This is a genomic window from Cohaesibacter celericrescens (assembly GCF_002866925.1).
GTDB lineage: Bacteria > Pseudomonadota > Alphaproteobacteria > Rhizobiales > Cohaesibacteraceae > Cohaesibacter > Cohaesibacter celericrescens.
This window is the reverse complement of sequence record NZ_PKUQ01000042.1, coordinates 26,263-40,490: the sequence shown is the minus strand read 5'-3', so window position 1 is coordinate 40,490 and position 14,228 is coordinate 26,263. Positions and strand designations below refer to the sequence as shown.

The 14,228-nt window shown below is 51.3% G+C and carries 13 protein-coding genes and 1 riboswitch; of the genes, 5 read left to right on the top strand and 8 right to left on the bottom strand.

Annotated features, from left to right (window positions below; translation table 11 throughout):
- Positions 1 to 35 precede the first annotated feature (35 nt).
- From pstA to apaG, 6 genes are all read right to left on the bottom strand, one after another.
- Positions 36 to 1,358, bottom strand: a complete 1,323-nt coding sequence (gene pstA / locus C0081_RS16910) for a phosphate ABC transporter permease PstA (protein WP_101535032.1) — start codon at positions 1,356 to 1,358, stop codon at positions 36 to 38.
- Positions 1,358 to 2,908, bottom strand: a complete 1,551-nt coding sequence (gene pstC / locus C0081_RS16905; protein WP_101535031.1) for a phosphate ABC transporter permease subunit PstC — start codon at positions 2,906 to 2,908, stop codon at positions 1,358 to 1,360. Before pstC ends, pstA begins: the two co-directional genes overlap by 1 nt.
- A gap of 249 nt (positions 2,909 to 3,157) precedes the next feature.
- On the bottom strand, positions 3,158 to 4,198 hold the full coding sequence (locus C0081_RS16900) for a substrate-binding domain-containing protein (protein WP_101535030.1): 1,041 nt from the start codon (positions 4,196 to 4,198) through the stop codon (positions 3,158 to 3,160).
- 248 nt (positions 4,199 to 4,446) lie between these two features.
- On the bottom strand, positions 4,447 to 5,787 hold the full coding sequence (locus C0081_RS16895; RefSeq protein WP_101535029.1) for an ATP-binding protein: 1,341 nt from the start codon (positions 5,785 to 5,787) through the stop codon (positions 4,447 to 4,449).
- Between the two features lie 6 nt (positions 5,788 to 5,793).
- The gene (locus C0081_RS16890; RefSeq protein ID WP_210200545.1) at positions 5,794 to 7,245 is read right to left on the bottom strand and encodes a TrkH family potassium uptake protein; all 1,452 of its coding nucleotides are present in this window, start codon (positions 7,243 to 7,245) and stop codon (positions 5,794 to 5,796) included.
- Between the two features lie 81 nt (positions 7,246 to 7,326).
- Positions 7,327 to 7,725, bottom strand: a complete 399-nt coding sequence (apaG, locus tag C0081_RS16885) for a Co2+/Mg2+ efflux protein ApaG (RefSeq protein ID WP_101535028.1) — start codon at positions 7,723 to 7,725, stop codon at positions 7,327 to 7,329.
- A gap of 264 nt (positions 7,726 to 7,989) precedes the next feature.
- Here apaG and C0081_RS16880 point away from each other — a divergent pair, with 264 nt between their 5' ends.
- A complete protein-coding gene (locus C0081_RS16880; protein ID WP_101535254.1) occupies positions 7,990 to 8,655 on the top strand; it encodes a CDP-alcohol phosphatidyltransferase family protein in 666 nt (221 codons plus the stop codon).
- Positions 8,652 to 9,194 carry a hypothetical protein gene (locus tag C0081_RS16875; RefSeq protein WP_101535027.1) on the top strand — a complete coding sequence of 181 codons (543 nt, stop codon included), beginning with the start codon at positions 8,652 to 8,654 and terminating at the stop codon, positions 9,192 to 9,194. Before C0081_RS16880 ends, C0081_RS16875 begins: the two co-directional genes overlap by 4 nt.
- A 5-nt stretch (positions 9,195 to 9,199) precedes the next feature.
- On the opposite strand, the gene C0081_RS16870 is transcribed toward C0081_RS16875, so the two are convergent.
- Positions 9,200 to 9,628, bottom strand: coding sequence for a VOC family protein (locus C0081_RS16870; RefSeq protein WP_101535026.1), 429 nt, complete (start codon positions 9,626 to 9,628; stop codon positions 9,200 to 9,202).
- Positions 9,629 to 9,979: 351 nt separating this feature from the next.
- On the opposite strand from C0081_RS16870, the gene C0081_RS16865 reads away from it, so the two are divergent.
- Genes C0081_RS16865 through C0081_RS16855 form a run of 3 tightly spaced genes read left to right on the top strand, consistent with a single transcriptional unit; the run spans position 9,980 to position 12,246 of the window.
- Entirely contained in the window at positions 9,980 to 10,924 is a 945-nt protein-coding gene (locus C0081_RS16865; protein ID WP_101535025.1) for a sulfurtransferase, read from the top strand.
- A 4-nt stretch (positions 10,925 to 10,928) separates the two neighbouring features.
- Positions 10,929 to 12,056, top strand: a complete 1,128-nt coding sequence (locus tag C0081_RS16860) for a YeeE/YedE family protein (RefSeq protein ID WP_101535024.1) — start codon at positions 10,929 to 10,931, stop codon at positions 12,054 to 12,056.
- 1 nt (position 12,057) lies between these two features.
- Positions 12,058 to 12,246, top strand: a complete 189-nt coding sequence (locus C0081_RS16855) for a hypothetical protein (RefSeq protein ID WP_101535023.1) — start codon at positions 12,058 to 12,060, stop codon at positions 12,244 to 12,246.
- Positions 12,247 to 12,311: 65 nt separating this feature from the next.
- On the opposite strand, the gene C0081_RS16850 is transcribed toward C0081_RS16855, so the two are convergent.
- Positions 12,312 to 13,511 (bottom strand): O-succinylhomoserine sulfhydrylase, encoded by a 1,200-nt coding sequence (locus C0081_RS16850; protein ID WP_101535022.1) that lies wholly within the window; start codon positions 13,509 to 13,511, stop codon positions 12,312 to 12,314.
- A gap of 83 nt (positions 13,512 to 13,594) precedes the next feature.
- Positions 13,595 to 13,674, bottom strand: a riboswitch (SAM riboswitch).
- Positions 13,675 to 14,228 lie beyond the last annotated feature (554 nt).

The following is a 14,228-nucleotide window of genomic DNA, read 5'->3' as shown; positions in this document are numbered from 1 at the left end:
GGGCTGTACAATCTTTTTGTTTCAATGCGCAGCGGTTACCAACGGCGCTCGAAGCGGCGACGCAGAAGCACCGCAGAAATATTCATAACGGCGAGAAACGCCAAGAGGATCATGATGGCAGCAGATGTCCGTTCCACAAAGGCACGTTCCGCCGCACCAGCCCACATGTAGATCTGCACAGGAAGTGCGGTCGCGGGATCAAATGGGCTCAGCGGGAAGTCCTTCACAAAGGCCACCATACCGATCATCAAAAGTGGTGCTGTTTCACCAAGAGCCTGTGCAAGCCCAATAATGGTGCCGGTCAGAATGCCTGGAGTGGCAAGTGGCAAGACATGGTGGAAAATAGCTTGTGTTTTGGATGCTCCAATACCCAATGCTGCTTCACGTATGGATGGTGGCACAGCTTTCAGTGCAGATCGGGTGGCAATGATGATGGTCGGCAAGGTCATCAGGGTCAGCACCAATCCACCAACAATTGAAGCCGAGCGAGGCAGGCCAGCAAAGTTGATGAACACCGCCAAGCCAAGCAAACCAAACACGATGGACGGCACCGCAGCCAAATTGTTGATGTTGACCTCGATCAGATCAGTCCAACGGTTTTTGGGTGCAAATTCTTCCAAATAGATGGAGGCAGCAACGCCAATTGGCAAAGCCAACAGCAGAACGATCGCCATCATAAAGATTGAACCAATCGCAGCCACACCGATGCCAGCTGTTTCGGCGCGGGATGATGCACCAAATGTGAACAAGCCGGTGTTGAATTTCTTCTCCATAACGCCCCGTTCGATAAGGTCATCGATCCAGACAATCTGCTTATTCTTGATCTTGCGCCGCTTCTCTGGCGTGTCCCGGGGAACCTGCCCTTTGACAAAGCTGTCAACGTCACCGGCTGCCAACACCCAAATGGTCTGTTTTTTGCCAATCAAATCTGGATTGGCAAGAACCATATCACGCAACTCAATCGCCGACCCGCGAGATAGAAGCTTTTTGGCCAGTCTTCTATCAGACTTTTGCTTTTTGTCAGTCAGATCAATGCCAAGAGCTTTATACAACGCCGGTTCGATAATCTTGTTGTAGCGAATGGCCTTCTGCAGCTCATCGCGACTGCGTGTTCCGCTGGGGTCAAGAACTTGTTCTTGCAGATACAAATCCAGTTTGATTTTGGTTTGTTCAAAGGCAGTGTAGCCCTTCGATACAATGGACCAAAACAACAAAAACAAGAACAGAATGCCCATTGAGATGGCGACAATGCCAGCCAGTCGGAAACGTTTTTCCTTCGCGTATCGGCGCTTGAGCCCCAAATCGCGAACATGGTTTTGTGCGATCTTGTCGCCTGAAGATTGAAGTGTATCAGTCATCAGTCATACTGCTCCCGATATTTCCTTACGATGTGCAAGGCGAAGATGTTCAGGCACAGCGTGATGAAAAACAGTGTGATACCGAGCGCAAAGGCCACAAGGGTTTGTGGCGAGTTGAACTCAAGATCACCTGTCAGCTGGCTGACGATTTTTACAGTAACAGTGGTCACCGCTTCGAATGGATTGGCTGTGAGGTTGGCCGCGATTCCAGCGGCCATCACCACGATCATGGTCTCCCCGATGGCGCGCGAAGCGGCCAGTAGGATGGATCCGACAATGCCGGGTAGTGCCGCAGGCAAAATAACACGTTTGATTGTTTCTGACCGGGTGGCACCCAGTCCAAGAGAACCATCACGCAGGGATTGAGGCACCGCTGAAATAATGTCGTCTGACAGCGAAGATATGAAAGGAATAAGCATGATGCCCATCACAAACCCGGCCGTCAGAACGGAATTGGCCGAGATTGTCAGCCCGATAGTTGCGCCCGCATCCCGAAAGAAAGGCCCGATCGTTACCAGCGCGAAGAAACCATAAACGATGGTTGGAATGCCGGCCAGAATCTCCAGCAGAGGCTTGGCAATAGCGCGCAAGGGACGGCTCGCATATTCAGCCATATATATGGCTGCGAACAAACCGATCGGCACCGCTACAAGCAGGGCAACCAACGAGATATACAGTGTGCCCCAAAGCAATGGGATAAGACCGAAGGTCCCGCCCTCGGAGTCGACCTGACGGCCAACCGATGAGAAGCGTGGGTCCCAAGTTGTGCCAAAGAAAAAGTCGAGCAGATCGACATGTCCAAAGAAATGAATGGATTCGAACAGCATGGAAAACACAATGCCGACAGTGGTCAGAATTGCGATTGAAGAAGCAAAGATCAAGGCGATCTTGATATTGGACTCAACCCGGTTTCTCGCCCGCAGTGGAGCAGAAATACGTCGATAGGAAAGACCAAACCCCAAGGCCAACAGGGCCGCGACACCACCCATCAAAATATAGTCGAAAACTTCGCGTGACTCGTTGAGCTTATAGCCGGCACCGACGATAGAATTGTTGACATTTTCTGCCAGTGCAACGCCATGTTTGGCAAGCGTCGGTCGCACGGCAATCAAACCAGAACGCAGTTGCTTGAGTTCTTCGTCAGACAGCATCGTCAAGCCGCTTGCAACATTGCTGACAACGCCTTGCATCAGGGCACGGCGTGTATCCAGCGCCTCATAGTCTTTTTTATCGAGACAGATTTTGGGTTCTTCAGCACCGGCCTCGCCTTCGATCCGCGACATTTCGCGGGCACAGGCTTCGGTATAACTGCTGCGCAATTCCCCGTCGACAACTGATCTATTGACGAAAGGCTGGGCGAAAAGCACTGCGATCATAAAGCCGATCGCCGGAATTGCCGTCCAGATAAAAACGTAAGAGCCGTAATATCCGGGTTGAGAGTGAAGTTCAGCTACTTTCCCATTCACGCATGCGATGGCACGGTTGCGTCCCAGTAGGGCACCTGCCAATGCGACGATGAGAATAACTGCCAGAAGCCATAACGGGCTCATAGCGACCTGCCCCTTGAGCGATGCGAATAATCGCAGTCAAATAAATATGGAAATCCCTGATCTGTCCTTTTGGGTCCTTTCTTCGAGGAAAGGTGCGGACATTGTCAGAAACAGCTTAGTTGATGCACACACGTCAATTGAACCATTCGGTTTCAAAATAGAGTTATGAACTGCACAACAGGATCTTCAGCCGGATTCACAAATAAAAGACCATGCGCAGTGACGTGCGCATGGTCCGAAAGGTCAACCTTAAAGGGTTTTGCCTTCTTCGATTGCTTCGTGGATTGCTTCACGCTCAGCTTCAGGAGCAGGAACCAGACCATATTCAGCAGTAGGTGAGCCTTCGCCAGTCATGTCGTCTGACATAAAGAAGTCGACATATTCTTTAAGGCCAGGGATCACACCCAGATGAGCTTTTTTCACGTAGAAGTAAAGCGGACGAGAGACAGGGTATGTGCCATCAGCGATCACTTCAGCGTTAGGAGCGATGTCGGAAACGGTCGCTACTTTCAGTTTATCTGTGTTGTTCTCATAGAACGCCAGACCAAACACGCCAATGCCGGTTTTGTTGCTGTCGATGCGGGCCAGTGTTTCGGTGTAATCGCCATCAATGTCTACAGCTTTGCCGTCTTTGCGTACTTTGAAGCACTCTTTACCAGCAGCTTTTTTGTCCAAGCCAGCAGCCATGTAAAGGTCCAGTGCACCAGCCGCTTTACAGCCGTTAGCCAGTACTTTGGTTTCGAAAACTTCACGCGTACCGTGTTTTTCGCCAGGAATGTAAGCTGCAATTTCCCAGTCTGGGAACGAAGCATCGACGTCCGACCATTTGGTGTTGGTGTTGTCGACCAGCTTGCCGTCTACAACAATTTTAGGAGCCAAAGCATTGAACCAGTGGATCGGCTCAAAAGCAAAATCAACGCCGTTTACGTCAGAAGCGAACACGATGCCGTCGTAACCGATTTTTACTTCGATGATTTCGGAAACGCCATTTTCAGCACATTTTTCGACTTCGCTGTCTTTGATCTTGCGCGATGCGTTGGCAATGTCGATTGTTTTCGGGCCGGTGCCTTTACAGAATTCTTTAAGGCCAGCAGAAGAGCCACCAGATTCAACGATTGGGGTTTTGAAGTCTGGATAGTTTTCACCAAAGGATTCAGCAACGATGGTTGCGTAAGGAAGAACGGTGGAAGACCCAGCAACCTGAACCTGATCACGTGCCTGTGCTGCGGTGCCTGCGAGGATAGTAGTGGCAGCAAGAGCAGCTGCGCTAGCAAAAGATGCGAATTTCACTTGAACTCTCCATGAGTCAGTTTTTTTAAAGCGAGTAGATCACGCAATGACCCTTTCAAACCCGCCGAGACAAGACCGAATTCCGCCTGATCCAGCACCGCATTGGTGCGGATCAAAGAACAGGAAAACTCAGTACACGGCGGAAACTATCGCTGATATGTGATGGGTATATGACACTTATATTTCAGTATTGTGACAATATAAGATATTGAAATAAAAGGAATAAAAAACACTGATTCACACGGGCGTCATAAAATGGAAGACTCGCATGTCGGAAGTTGGACATGGAAGGTGGCCCCTTGCCCTGCAACACTCTCGATCAACAGCTTGCCCCGGTGTCGTGTGAGGATGTGTTTGACGATGGCAAGCCCAAGTCCTGTGCCTTTTTGTTCGCGCGAAGAGGCGACGTCGATTCGGTAGAAGCGCTCGGTCAGGCGTGGCAAATGCTGGGCAGGTATGCCTTCACCAAAGTCGCGGATGCTGATCGAATAGTAGGCCTTGCCATCAGTCGGATCGACAATGTCATCACAGCCAATTTCTATCTTTTCGCCGTTCCGGCCATATTTCAAAGCATTCTCTACCAGATTTTCAAAAACCTGAATCAGTTCATCCCGATCACCAGACACCCACCGGCTTTCGTCGCAGCTGTGACTCTTTATCTTGATTTTATTCTCTTCGGCCAACGGTGCCAGCGCGTCCATGACATGGAGGAGTATTTTGCTCAAGTCCACTTGGGTGTCTGGCAGAACATGTGCCTTCATTTCAATGCGAGAAAGAGACAGCAGATCAGATATCAATCGTGACATGCGTTCTGATTGGTCCAGCATTATGCCCAAAAAACGGTCCGTTACGGCAGCATCCCCTTTGGCGGGGCCTTGCAGCGTTTCGATGAAGCCAATGACCGAGGCAAGTGGAGTTCGCAGCTCGTGGCTGGCATTGGCCACAAAATCAGCACGCATTCGTTCTATGTTTTTTTGTTCGGTCTGATCATGCAGAAGCAGCAAGATAAAATCGGGTTGTGTACCTTTGGAACGTTCCTTGGATAAATGAATGGGTGTGACCCAAGCTTCATAATGATGGTCTGTATGGCTTTTGAGGACATAGTCGATTTTTTCCAAGGGGCCGCCGTCAAGAACATTTTCAAGAGCAGCCAGCATGTCTGGTTGTCGTACCCTGAAGGAAAGCGGATCCCCTTCATTAACATTGCCAAAAATTGATGATCCCGCTTTATTGATGAAGCGGACAATGCCCCGCTGATCAAGGATAAAACAGGGATCGGGCAGGGCGGCTGCCAGTTTTCGCATATGGCGGTTTGGTATGGTGGTGCGCCGACGTGCCTCCGCTTTTGCGCGTAAGCGGGTGACCTTGCGTCGTCTTGGCAAGAAAAGGGTAGCTAACAAAACCGCAGACAATACAGCAACTGCACGCCAGATTTCCCCGTCGGTTTGCATCACCATCCAAACAAGCCCGATAGCGGTGACAATCAAGACCCATCTTGCTTGTTGCAGACGGTGCAGGGGGCCACTATCCAGAATTTGGTCTGCATTGAGAGGCTTATCAGATTTAGGTGATTTACTGTCATCGACCATGGCGGTTTATTCTCTCCAAAAACTGGGCAAGAAGAGGACCAGAACGGTCAGCAATTCAAGCCGCCCCAACAGCATGCCAAAAGCAAGCAACCATTTTGCGACATCATTGAGCGGTTGGAAGTTTCCCGATGGTCCGATGATGTGCCCAACCCCTGGGCCGACATTGGCAATGGCTGTTCCTGCACCCGAAAGCGAGGTGACAAAATCCAAGCCAGTCATTTGTAATAGAATAGCGAGAACAAGGAAACTCACCACATACAGAAAGAAATAGCTCATCACAGCTGCAGACACATTGTCGGCGAGTGGGTAGCCACTATAGCGTTTTACAAACACACCGTTGGGGAAAACAATCCTGTTGATATGCTGTTTGAGAACCTGAAACATCACCTGTAGGCGAAAAACTTTCAACCCGCAGGCAGTCGAACCCTGACATCCGCCAATGAACATAATGAAAAAGAAAAAGGCGATCGTGAAAGGTCCCCAAAGCTGATAGTCAGTCGAGGCATAGCCTGTGCCGGTCATCACCGAGACGACGTTGAATGCAGAATGGCGCAAAGCCTCAATACCTGTAAATGTATTGGTTTCGATGGCATAAAATGTCGCAATGGAAATAAACAAAGCCAATAACATAAAGAAGGTACGGATCTCAGAATCGATAAACAACCGTTTCCACTGGCCCCGCATGGCTTGAATATACAAAATGAAGGGCAGGGACCCCAAAATCATAAAGACAATGGCGATCAGCTCGATGCGCGCGCTGCCATAATGGCCGATCGACGCATCATGGGAAGACAAACCTCCGGTGGCAACCGTGGTCATGCCGTGTACGGTTGCATCGAGCGCCGTCATTCCCGCACTGTAATAAAGCGACCCACATATTACGGTGAAAAGAATATACAGCGCCGTCAAGCCCGCCGAGATTTGTGTCGCACGGGGCAGAATTTTTTCGGCGGTGCTGAAGGATTCAGCCTGAAACAGTTGCATTCCGCCCACCTGAAGCATGGGCAATACAGCAATCGCCATGACAATCACCCCCAAACCGCCCAGCCATTGCAGAATGCCGCGCCAAAGCAGGATGCCTGCCTGCATGCCATCAAGGCCGGACATGACGGTAGACCCTGTCGTTGTGATGCCGGACATGCTTTCAAAAAAAGCATCCGTATAGGTGGGTACCACGCCCGACCACAAAAAGGGCAAAGCACCAAAGGCCGACAGAGACGCCCATGTCAACACGGTCATCATGAAGGCCTGCCTACGGGTGAACTCAACTCGGCCCTTGCGGGTCGCCAGCCAGAGACCGCCACCGACAAATAATGTGACAGCGCCAGAAGCGGCGAAAACACGCCATTGCGCATCACCCAATGCCAGATCGATCAGAGCAGGAATAAACATCGCCACACCCAGAACGGACAACAGCGCGCCAATCACCAGCAGGACAGGCCTTATATCGAGCAACATGAAATGGCGTGGCCTTCTGTTTATGATCCAACTGTGACCGGATCTTCGCTAAGAGTAAATGACTGGGTCTTTATAAAATGCTTAGTTCAGAATGATCGTTCGGTCCGGGATATCAAGGGAAAATGTAGGGATAGTGACCTCAAATTTATGCCCGTCGTCGGCTTCCATTTCGAAATGCCCCGACATAATGCCGGAATCAGTATCCAAAGGGCACCCCGAACTATAGCTGTAGCAATCTCCCGCCTCGATGAGAGGTTCTTCACCAACGACCCCGCGCCCGCGCACTTCCTGTACACGGCCGTGCGCGTCGATGATTCGCCAGTAACGAGACCGCAACTGAATATCGGATTGTCCCAGATTGCAAATCTCCACATGGTAGGCCCAAACATGTTGTCCCGTGTTCGGAACTGACCGGTGCGGTTGATATTCCGGTTTGACTACGACCTGTACTGTTCCGGTAATGGCTTTATATCTATACACGTTTTGTCCTTGAGCCCGATTTGGTCCGCTTACTCTTAGCTGCCGTCATTCTATCCCCTCAAACCAGACAGAAAAGTTTGCAGGCTTCAAGTCCGGCTAGCGAAAAAGTGACCAAAAGTGGTTGGCAATTTCTGTTGTTCGCGTCTTTATAGCGCACAGAAACATGTTGTGCGCATCTGTTTTTTCCTTTTGGTGTTTGTAATCGAAAGGGGCACAGCCCAAATAGTGAAGCTTGCAGCTCTGCTCGCCATGAAAGTAATTGTGATGTTTGACGCCAGATTGCGCCACTTGATTGATCCTCCGCTCAATAAGACCGGCCACTGGTTGGCGGGACGGGGCATAACTGCCAATCAGATCACGTCATTTGGTCTGTTGCTGGGTGTGTTGGCCGGATTGGCAATATCATTCGAGGCCTATTGGCTTGGTCTCGTCATTCTGCTGGTCAGTCGCCTGATGGACGGGTTGGACGGCGCTGTGGCTCGCGCCAGCCATAAAACCGATCTGGGCGGATATCTTGATATCGTCTTTGATTTCATTTTCTATGGTTTGATTCCCCTTAGTTTTGCCTTCGCGCGGCCAGAAAATGCGCTGCCTGCAGCGGTGCTGCTGATGGCCTTCTATGCCAATGGAGCAAGCTTTCTTGCCTATTCCATTATGGCTGAAAAACGCAATATCACCACAGCAAGCCACGGCTCCAAATCTCTCTATTTTACGGGTGGCCTGGCTGAAGCGGGCGAAACCTTTGCGGTTTTTGCCGCCTTCTGTCTCTTCCCTAATGTCTTTGGCTGGATCGCATACGGATTTGCTGCCGTCACAGCCTTAACAACAATCTCGCGTATTATCCTTGCTATCCAAGTGTTTGATGACCCAAAAGAGGATTCTGCCGTATCAATAGGCACCGCGCGTGATGAAGGGGCCGATAAAGAATGAAACTGTCCGACAAGCCAACAGACGGATTGACTTTTGCTTTCTACAAGGCAAAGGGCGATTGGCGAAACTGGATTGTGCGTAAGGCCACCAATTCGATCTATTCGCATTGTGAAGTGATTTTCTCTCTGGCGGAGGCGCAAGAAGAAGTGCTGTGTCATTCTGCCTCGGCTCGCGATGGAGGGGTTCGCTCCAAGTCGATTATCCTGCGACCCGACTTGTGGGATCTGGTGCATTTGCCCTACTGCTTTTTTGATGAGCAGCACGCCAAACATCTTCTTATCCTATCGGCAGGGGCAAAATATGACTATCCCGCCATTCTGCTCAATCATGTGGTCTCGCTTAACCGCCATTCAGACGAACGCTGGTTCTGTTCTGAATTCTGTGCAGAGCTGATTGGTCTTCCCAATCCACATGTCTATAGCCCGCAAGCCCTGTTTGATTTGCTCGGTTACTTGCGTACACAGACATCTCAAAACTGGCCCAATGATTGTCCGCAGCGACCCACGGCAGAAGAGTTGGCAAACTGCGGTTGCGCCTGACTGGCCTATGGCAACACCAAATGCCCGTCTTTATCTAGAGGGAAGGCTCCGTGGGCCACTTCCCAGAGATAGCCGTCAGGGTCAGAAAAATAGCCGCTGTAGCCACCCCAAAAGGTGTCAGCGCCCGGCTTCTTGATGACGGCTCCTGCTTTGGCCGCCAGATCCAACGCTACGTCCACTTCAGAACGCTCGCGGCAATTATGCGCCAGTGTTATGCCGCACGGGCCTGCGGTCGGCTTGAAATCCGTATCAGGCACTTCTTCGGCCAGTTGATCGATTGGGTAGAGTGCAAACACAGTGCCTTTTGTTTTGAAAAAGGCGACTCCTTGCCCTACTTCATAAGCTGTTTCCCAACCCAGACCATCACGGTAAAAGGCAACAGATCGCTCTAGATCCTTTACACCTAGGGTGACGAGTGAAATACGCGCTTCCATAAACAGCTCCAATGCATAAGAGTGATTCTTTTGTGAGCTTAGCAGAGCTCCAAAGCCCACTGACAAGGGGAAAAACTGCTTCTTGAATAAAACCGTAATTAGATCTGCGTGACGCGAAAATGTGCCCTTATAAATCGGCTTTAAACATGCAAAGAACTTTTCGGGTAACGGCTTCTCCAAAATAGGCAGACCTTGAAAAGAAATTTTCCTTTGCCTCAAAACTCCGCCAACGGCTTTCTTGCAAAGTGGAGTGTGATAGGCAGAATAAGCGCTTCAAATTGCATTTTTACACGTATCTCTTTTTCGCTTCTCCCATCGGGAAAGAACAGGATACGTTGTCTGGAGAACACCATGAAACAGCTTGTAACCCTTGCCGCTTTGGCATTTGCTTGGCTGGCAGCACCGGCATTCGCCGATAAATTAGGCCCGTTGGTAAGCCCTCAGGCACTGGAAGCCATTGAGGCTGCGTCCAAGCCGTTGATCATTGACATACGCGGCAACAACGACAAAGGCGAAAGCCTGTTTGAAGCCGGTCACATTGCAGGTGCCGTCAACGCACCATACGGCCTTTTTCGTGGCCCCAGCGATAACCCCGGTCAGTTGATTTCTGCTGATTCCTTGCAAAAAGTCTTGCGCGACATTGGTGCGGACAAAGACCGCCCAACCGTTGTGGCATATCAGGGCAAAGACATCTCTGACTTTGGCGCGGCTGCTCGCGTTTACTGGACTTTGAAGTCGGCTGGTTTTACCGACCTGTCCCTGCTCAATGGCGGCATCGACAACTGGAAACTGGCTGGTCTGCCATTGGAAAGTGGCAAAGCCGTTTTAACACCAAGCTCTATTGAAGTGACTTTTTCTGACCAATGGCTGGCGACCACTGATGATGTACTGAAAATCGTCAATGGCGATCAGAAAGCCCGTCTTATCGACGCGCGTCCAGAAGACTTCTGGAATGGCGAAAAGAAACACCCTGCTGCTGCGCGGCCCGGCACCTTGCCACAGTCGGAATATTTTGTGCATTCCAGTTGGTTCGACAATAAGCCGGTCATTGCTGACGCTGCAAAGGTCAAAAAATTGGCAGCTGCAGGCGGGTTTAAAAATGGTGAAGCACTTGTGAGCTTCTGCAACACCGGTCACTGGGCCGCGACCAACTGGTTCGCTTTGTCTGAGTTGGCCGAGCTGGACAATGTCAAACTCTATCCCGAATCGATGGTTGGCTATTCCAATGCCGGTCATGAAATGGCAAACACACCGGGTCTGTTCAAAACCCTGATCAAACAGGTCACAGGCAGCTAATCAGATGACCGCATTAAGCACGGCAATCGAGACCCCGAAAAAGGGGTCTCGCTATCTCACAAGAGCCAGCCTTGTCGGGTTGGCCTTGTTCGTTGTTCTGGCCCTGATGGCCGCAGCAGGCGTCCGTTATGGTCTCATTCTTGCAATCGGTGTGGGCTTTGGTCTGACCTTGGAAGGGCTTCGGTTCGGCTTTGCGGGTCCTTGGCGTGCGATGATCTTGCGCCGTGAGCCTGCGGGCTTGATCGCGCAACTGTTTGCCATCGGATTGGTTGCCGTCGTTGCCTTTCCGCTTTTGGCTGGGGATCATCCCGAATTGATCGGGGCTCATGCTTCGGTCGGTTGGGCCATGCTCGGTGGCGCCTTTGTTTTTGGTGCCGCCATGCAAGTGGTCCTGGGCTGTGGCTCTGGAACCCTGGTCAATGCAGGTAGCGGCAATCCTGTTAGCGCGCTGGCTTTGCCCTTCTTTGTTTTGGGAGCGTTTGCTGGATCTTACCATTTGCTGTGGTGGGTTGAGCTAGGTACCGCACCGCTAGTGGTGCTGGAAGGCTCGTCTGGTTTGGCCATCACTCTTGTTGCTCTGTTGGCCGTAGCTTTGGTCGCTTTGAAATTGGCACCGAAAGAAGCTCGACGCGTACCCCGCCGCCTTTGGATCGCAGCTGCTCTGATTGCGTTGCTTGCAATTGCCAATTTTGTGGTTGCCGGACAGCCTTGGGGCGTGGTCTATGGCTTGGGGCTTTGGGGTGCCAAAGTTGCAACCGGATTTGGCGCAGATCTCAGCGCTTCGGCCTTCTGGGCTAGCGAAGTGCATCAGGAGAGACTGGCCCATAGTCTGCTAACCGATACAACGTCACTGACCAATCTGGGCATTATTCTTGGTGCCTTCATCGTTGCTGTCTGGCGGTCTGGCCTCAGTGCCAAGATTCCATCTCTGCCATTGCGCGCATGGATCGCAACCATTGTTGCCGGATTTTTGCTGGGTTATGCATCTCGGTTGGCGTTGGGCTGCAATGTCGGTGCCTTCTTCTCCGGCATTTCCACCGGCAGTTTGCATGGTTGGGCTTGGTTCATCGCGGCTTTTGCCGGATCCTTTGTCGGTATCCGCTTGCGCAAACCATTGGGACTGGAGGGCTGATATGACCACATTCATCACCAGTCGTGCGACATCGGTATTTGCGGTGCTAATCGCCCTGACCGGATTGTTAATCTATGACCTGGGCCATAGCAAACCGCTGAACCCTTACAGCGCCCCAGCGGCGATCGCATTGGGGTCTGATGAAGCTGCCAGCGGCGCTTTCTGTGCCTTGGTACCACCTAAGAAATAACACCCGCAAAAACAAAAAAGCCCGGCCTGATGATGCAAGCCGGGCTTTTTGTCATGAAGTGAGATCTATAGGCTGCTGAAAGCCTGCTCGAAATCTTCCCACAAATCTTCAATATCTTCCAGGCCTACCGACAGACGCAACGTGCCTTGGCCGATGCCCGCAGCGGCCAACTGATCGTCATTGAGCCGCTGGTGCGTTGTGGTGGCCGGATGGGTGATCAGGCTTTTAGCATCGCCCAGATTGTTGGATATCTGTATAACCTTGAGGGCATTTTCCAGCGCGAAAGCGTTGCCTTTACCACCGACAACATCAATGGCCACCATGGTGGAACCGCCGCGCATCTGTTTGGCCACCACGTCGGCCTGCGGATGGTCCGCGCGGCCGGGATAATAAACACGGGCAATGGCTTTATGCTCAGCCAACCGGTCGGCCAAAATCCGTGCAGCTTCGGTCTGGGCTTTGACACGCAGCGGGAAAGTCTCCAATCCTTTAAGCATCACCCAAGCATTGAAAGGGGATAGAGACGGGCCGGTGTGGCGGTGGATGTCTTTGAACTCTTCTTCGATGAATTGTGCGTCAGACAGCACCACGCCGCCCAAACAACGCCCCTGACCGTCAATATGTTTGGTCGCAGAATAGATCACAACATCAGCACCCAGCGCCAGAGGGCTTTGCCAAAGGGCTGTGGCAAACACATTGTCGACCACCAGTTTGGCTCCCGCCTCATGGGCAATGTCTGCCACACCGGCGATATCAAGGACAGACAACACCGGATTGGTGGGGCTTTCAAGGAAACAGGCACGAGTATTGGGTTGCATCGCAGCTTTCCAGGCCGAGAGGTCTGTTCCATCCACCAGAGTGCATTCAACACCAAAGCGGGGCAGCAGCTCAGAAACAATATAGAGGCAAGAACCAAACAAAGCGCTGGCGGCTACTACATGATCACCTGCTTTGACACAGGACAGCATTGCCGCCGTTACTGCTGCCATGCCAGAGGCTGTGCCGCGTGCGGCTTCGGCTCCTTCCAACAGGGCCATACGTTCTTCAAACATGGAAATGGTCGGGTTGGCATAACGCGAATAAATAAAGCCCGGTTCGTCGCCCTTAAAGCGCGCTTCCTGACTTTCTGCGCTGTCATAGACATAACCCTGTGTCATAAAAAGCGCCTCGGATGTTTCGCCAAACTGCGAACGCATGACGCCTCCATGCACCATTTGCGTTGCTGGGCGGAGTTGATTGGCATCGGGCTTCTTGGTCTCTGACATCTGTCTATCCTGTCTCGTCTCTGGGCGTTACCGGGCCTGAATATAACAAAACCCAGCGATGCAAAAGCATGGCCGGGTTCAAAAAAACTTGCCCCCCGACCTTTTAGCAACCTTGTTTAACGTGGCGGCAAGCCGGTCGGCTCAAATGACCACGAATAAAATATTTTTACGCCTATTTTCTTTCTGCGTCAATCTGTCATGAGCTGGAAAGAGGGTGACTTCAAACGGAGCCGCAAGTGGGTTAGGGTCTGGGTGTTAGGATGAGAGGGATTGTACGTACCCGATCACTTTGCTAGCATTCTGCGATAATATACAAGTCTATGTCAGCCTTTGTTTTGCAACATATGACTGACGCGCTGGCCTCAATTCTACGACCAACTATTTATTATGCAGATCATTGAAGGCATGCGATCCATCTTTGCTGTCGGGGACCACCAAAATGACAAAAACAAGAGTTTGCTATCGGCGACTGCCGGCTTATTGCTTTTCTCCTTCGGCATACAGGGCCAGCGAAAAATCCATGTGAGTGGTATCAACGGCAAGGCCGCGCTTCGTGAGTTTGCATTCCTTTGCCAAAACGAGAACGCTTATGGTTTGGAACGTCTGAATCAAACCACGAGTGACTGATTTTGCATGTGTATCGATCGGATTTGCTGCCAAATTTGACGCCAGAGATTGAACCCGCGTTACGGTTCTATGAAATAGACTAAAGGGGAG

What these genes read in the sequence shown, in the direction of transcription:
- pstA (WP_101535032.1), bottom strand. Translation starts at nt 1,358, where the DNA reads ATGACTGATACACTTCAATCTTCAGGCGACAAGATCGCACAAAACCAT.
- pstC (WP_101535031.1), bottom strand. Translation starts at nt 2,908, where the DNA reads ATGAGCCCGTTATGGCTTCTGGCAGTTATTCTCATCGTCGCATTGGCA.
- C0081_RS16895 (WP_101535029.1), bottom strand. Translation starts at nt 5,787, where the DNA reads ATGGTCGATGACAGTAAATCACCTAAATCTGATAAGCCTCTCAATGCA.
- C0081_RS16890 (WP_210200545.1), bottom strand. Translation starts at nt 7,245, where the DNA reads ATGTTGCTCGATATAAGGCCTGTCCTGCTGGTGATTGGCGCGCTGTTG.
- C0081_RS16880 (WP_101535254.1), top strand. Translation starts at nt 7,990, where the DNA reads ATGTTTGACGCCAGATTGCGCCACTTGATTGATCCTCCGCTCAATAAG.
- C0081_RS16875 (WP_101535027.1), top strand. Translation starts at nt 8,652, where the DNA reads ATGAAACTGTCCGACAAGCCAACAGACGGATTGACTTTTGCTTTCTAC.
- C0081_RS16870 (WP_101535026.1), bottom strand. Translation starts at nt 9,628, where the DNA reads ATGGAAGCGCGTATTTCACTCGTCACCCTAGGTGTAAAGGATCTAGAG.
- C0081_RS16865 (WP_101535025.1), top strand. Translation starts at nt 9,980, where the DNA reads ATGAAACAGCTTGTAACCCTTGCCGCTTTGGCATTTGCTTGGCTGGCA.
- C0081_RS16860 (WP_101535024.1), top strand. Translation starts at nt 10,929, where the DNA reads ATGACCGCATTAAGCACGGCAATCGAGACCCCGAAAAAGGGGTCTCGC.
- C0081_RS16855 (WP_101535023.1), top strand. Translation starts at nt 12,058, where the DNA reads ATGACCACATTCATCACCAGTCGTGCGACATCGGTATTTGCGGTGCTA.
- C0081_RS16850 (WP_101535022.1), bottom strand. Translation starts at nt 13,511, where the DNA reads ATGTCAGAGACCAAGAAGCCCGATGCCAATCAACTCCGCCCAGCAACG.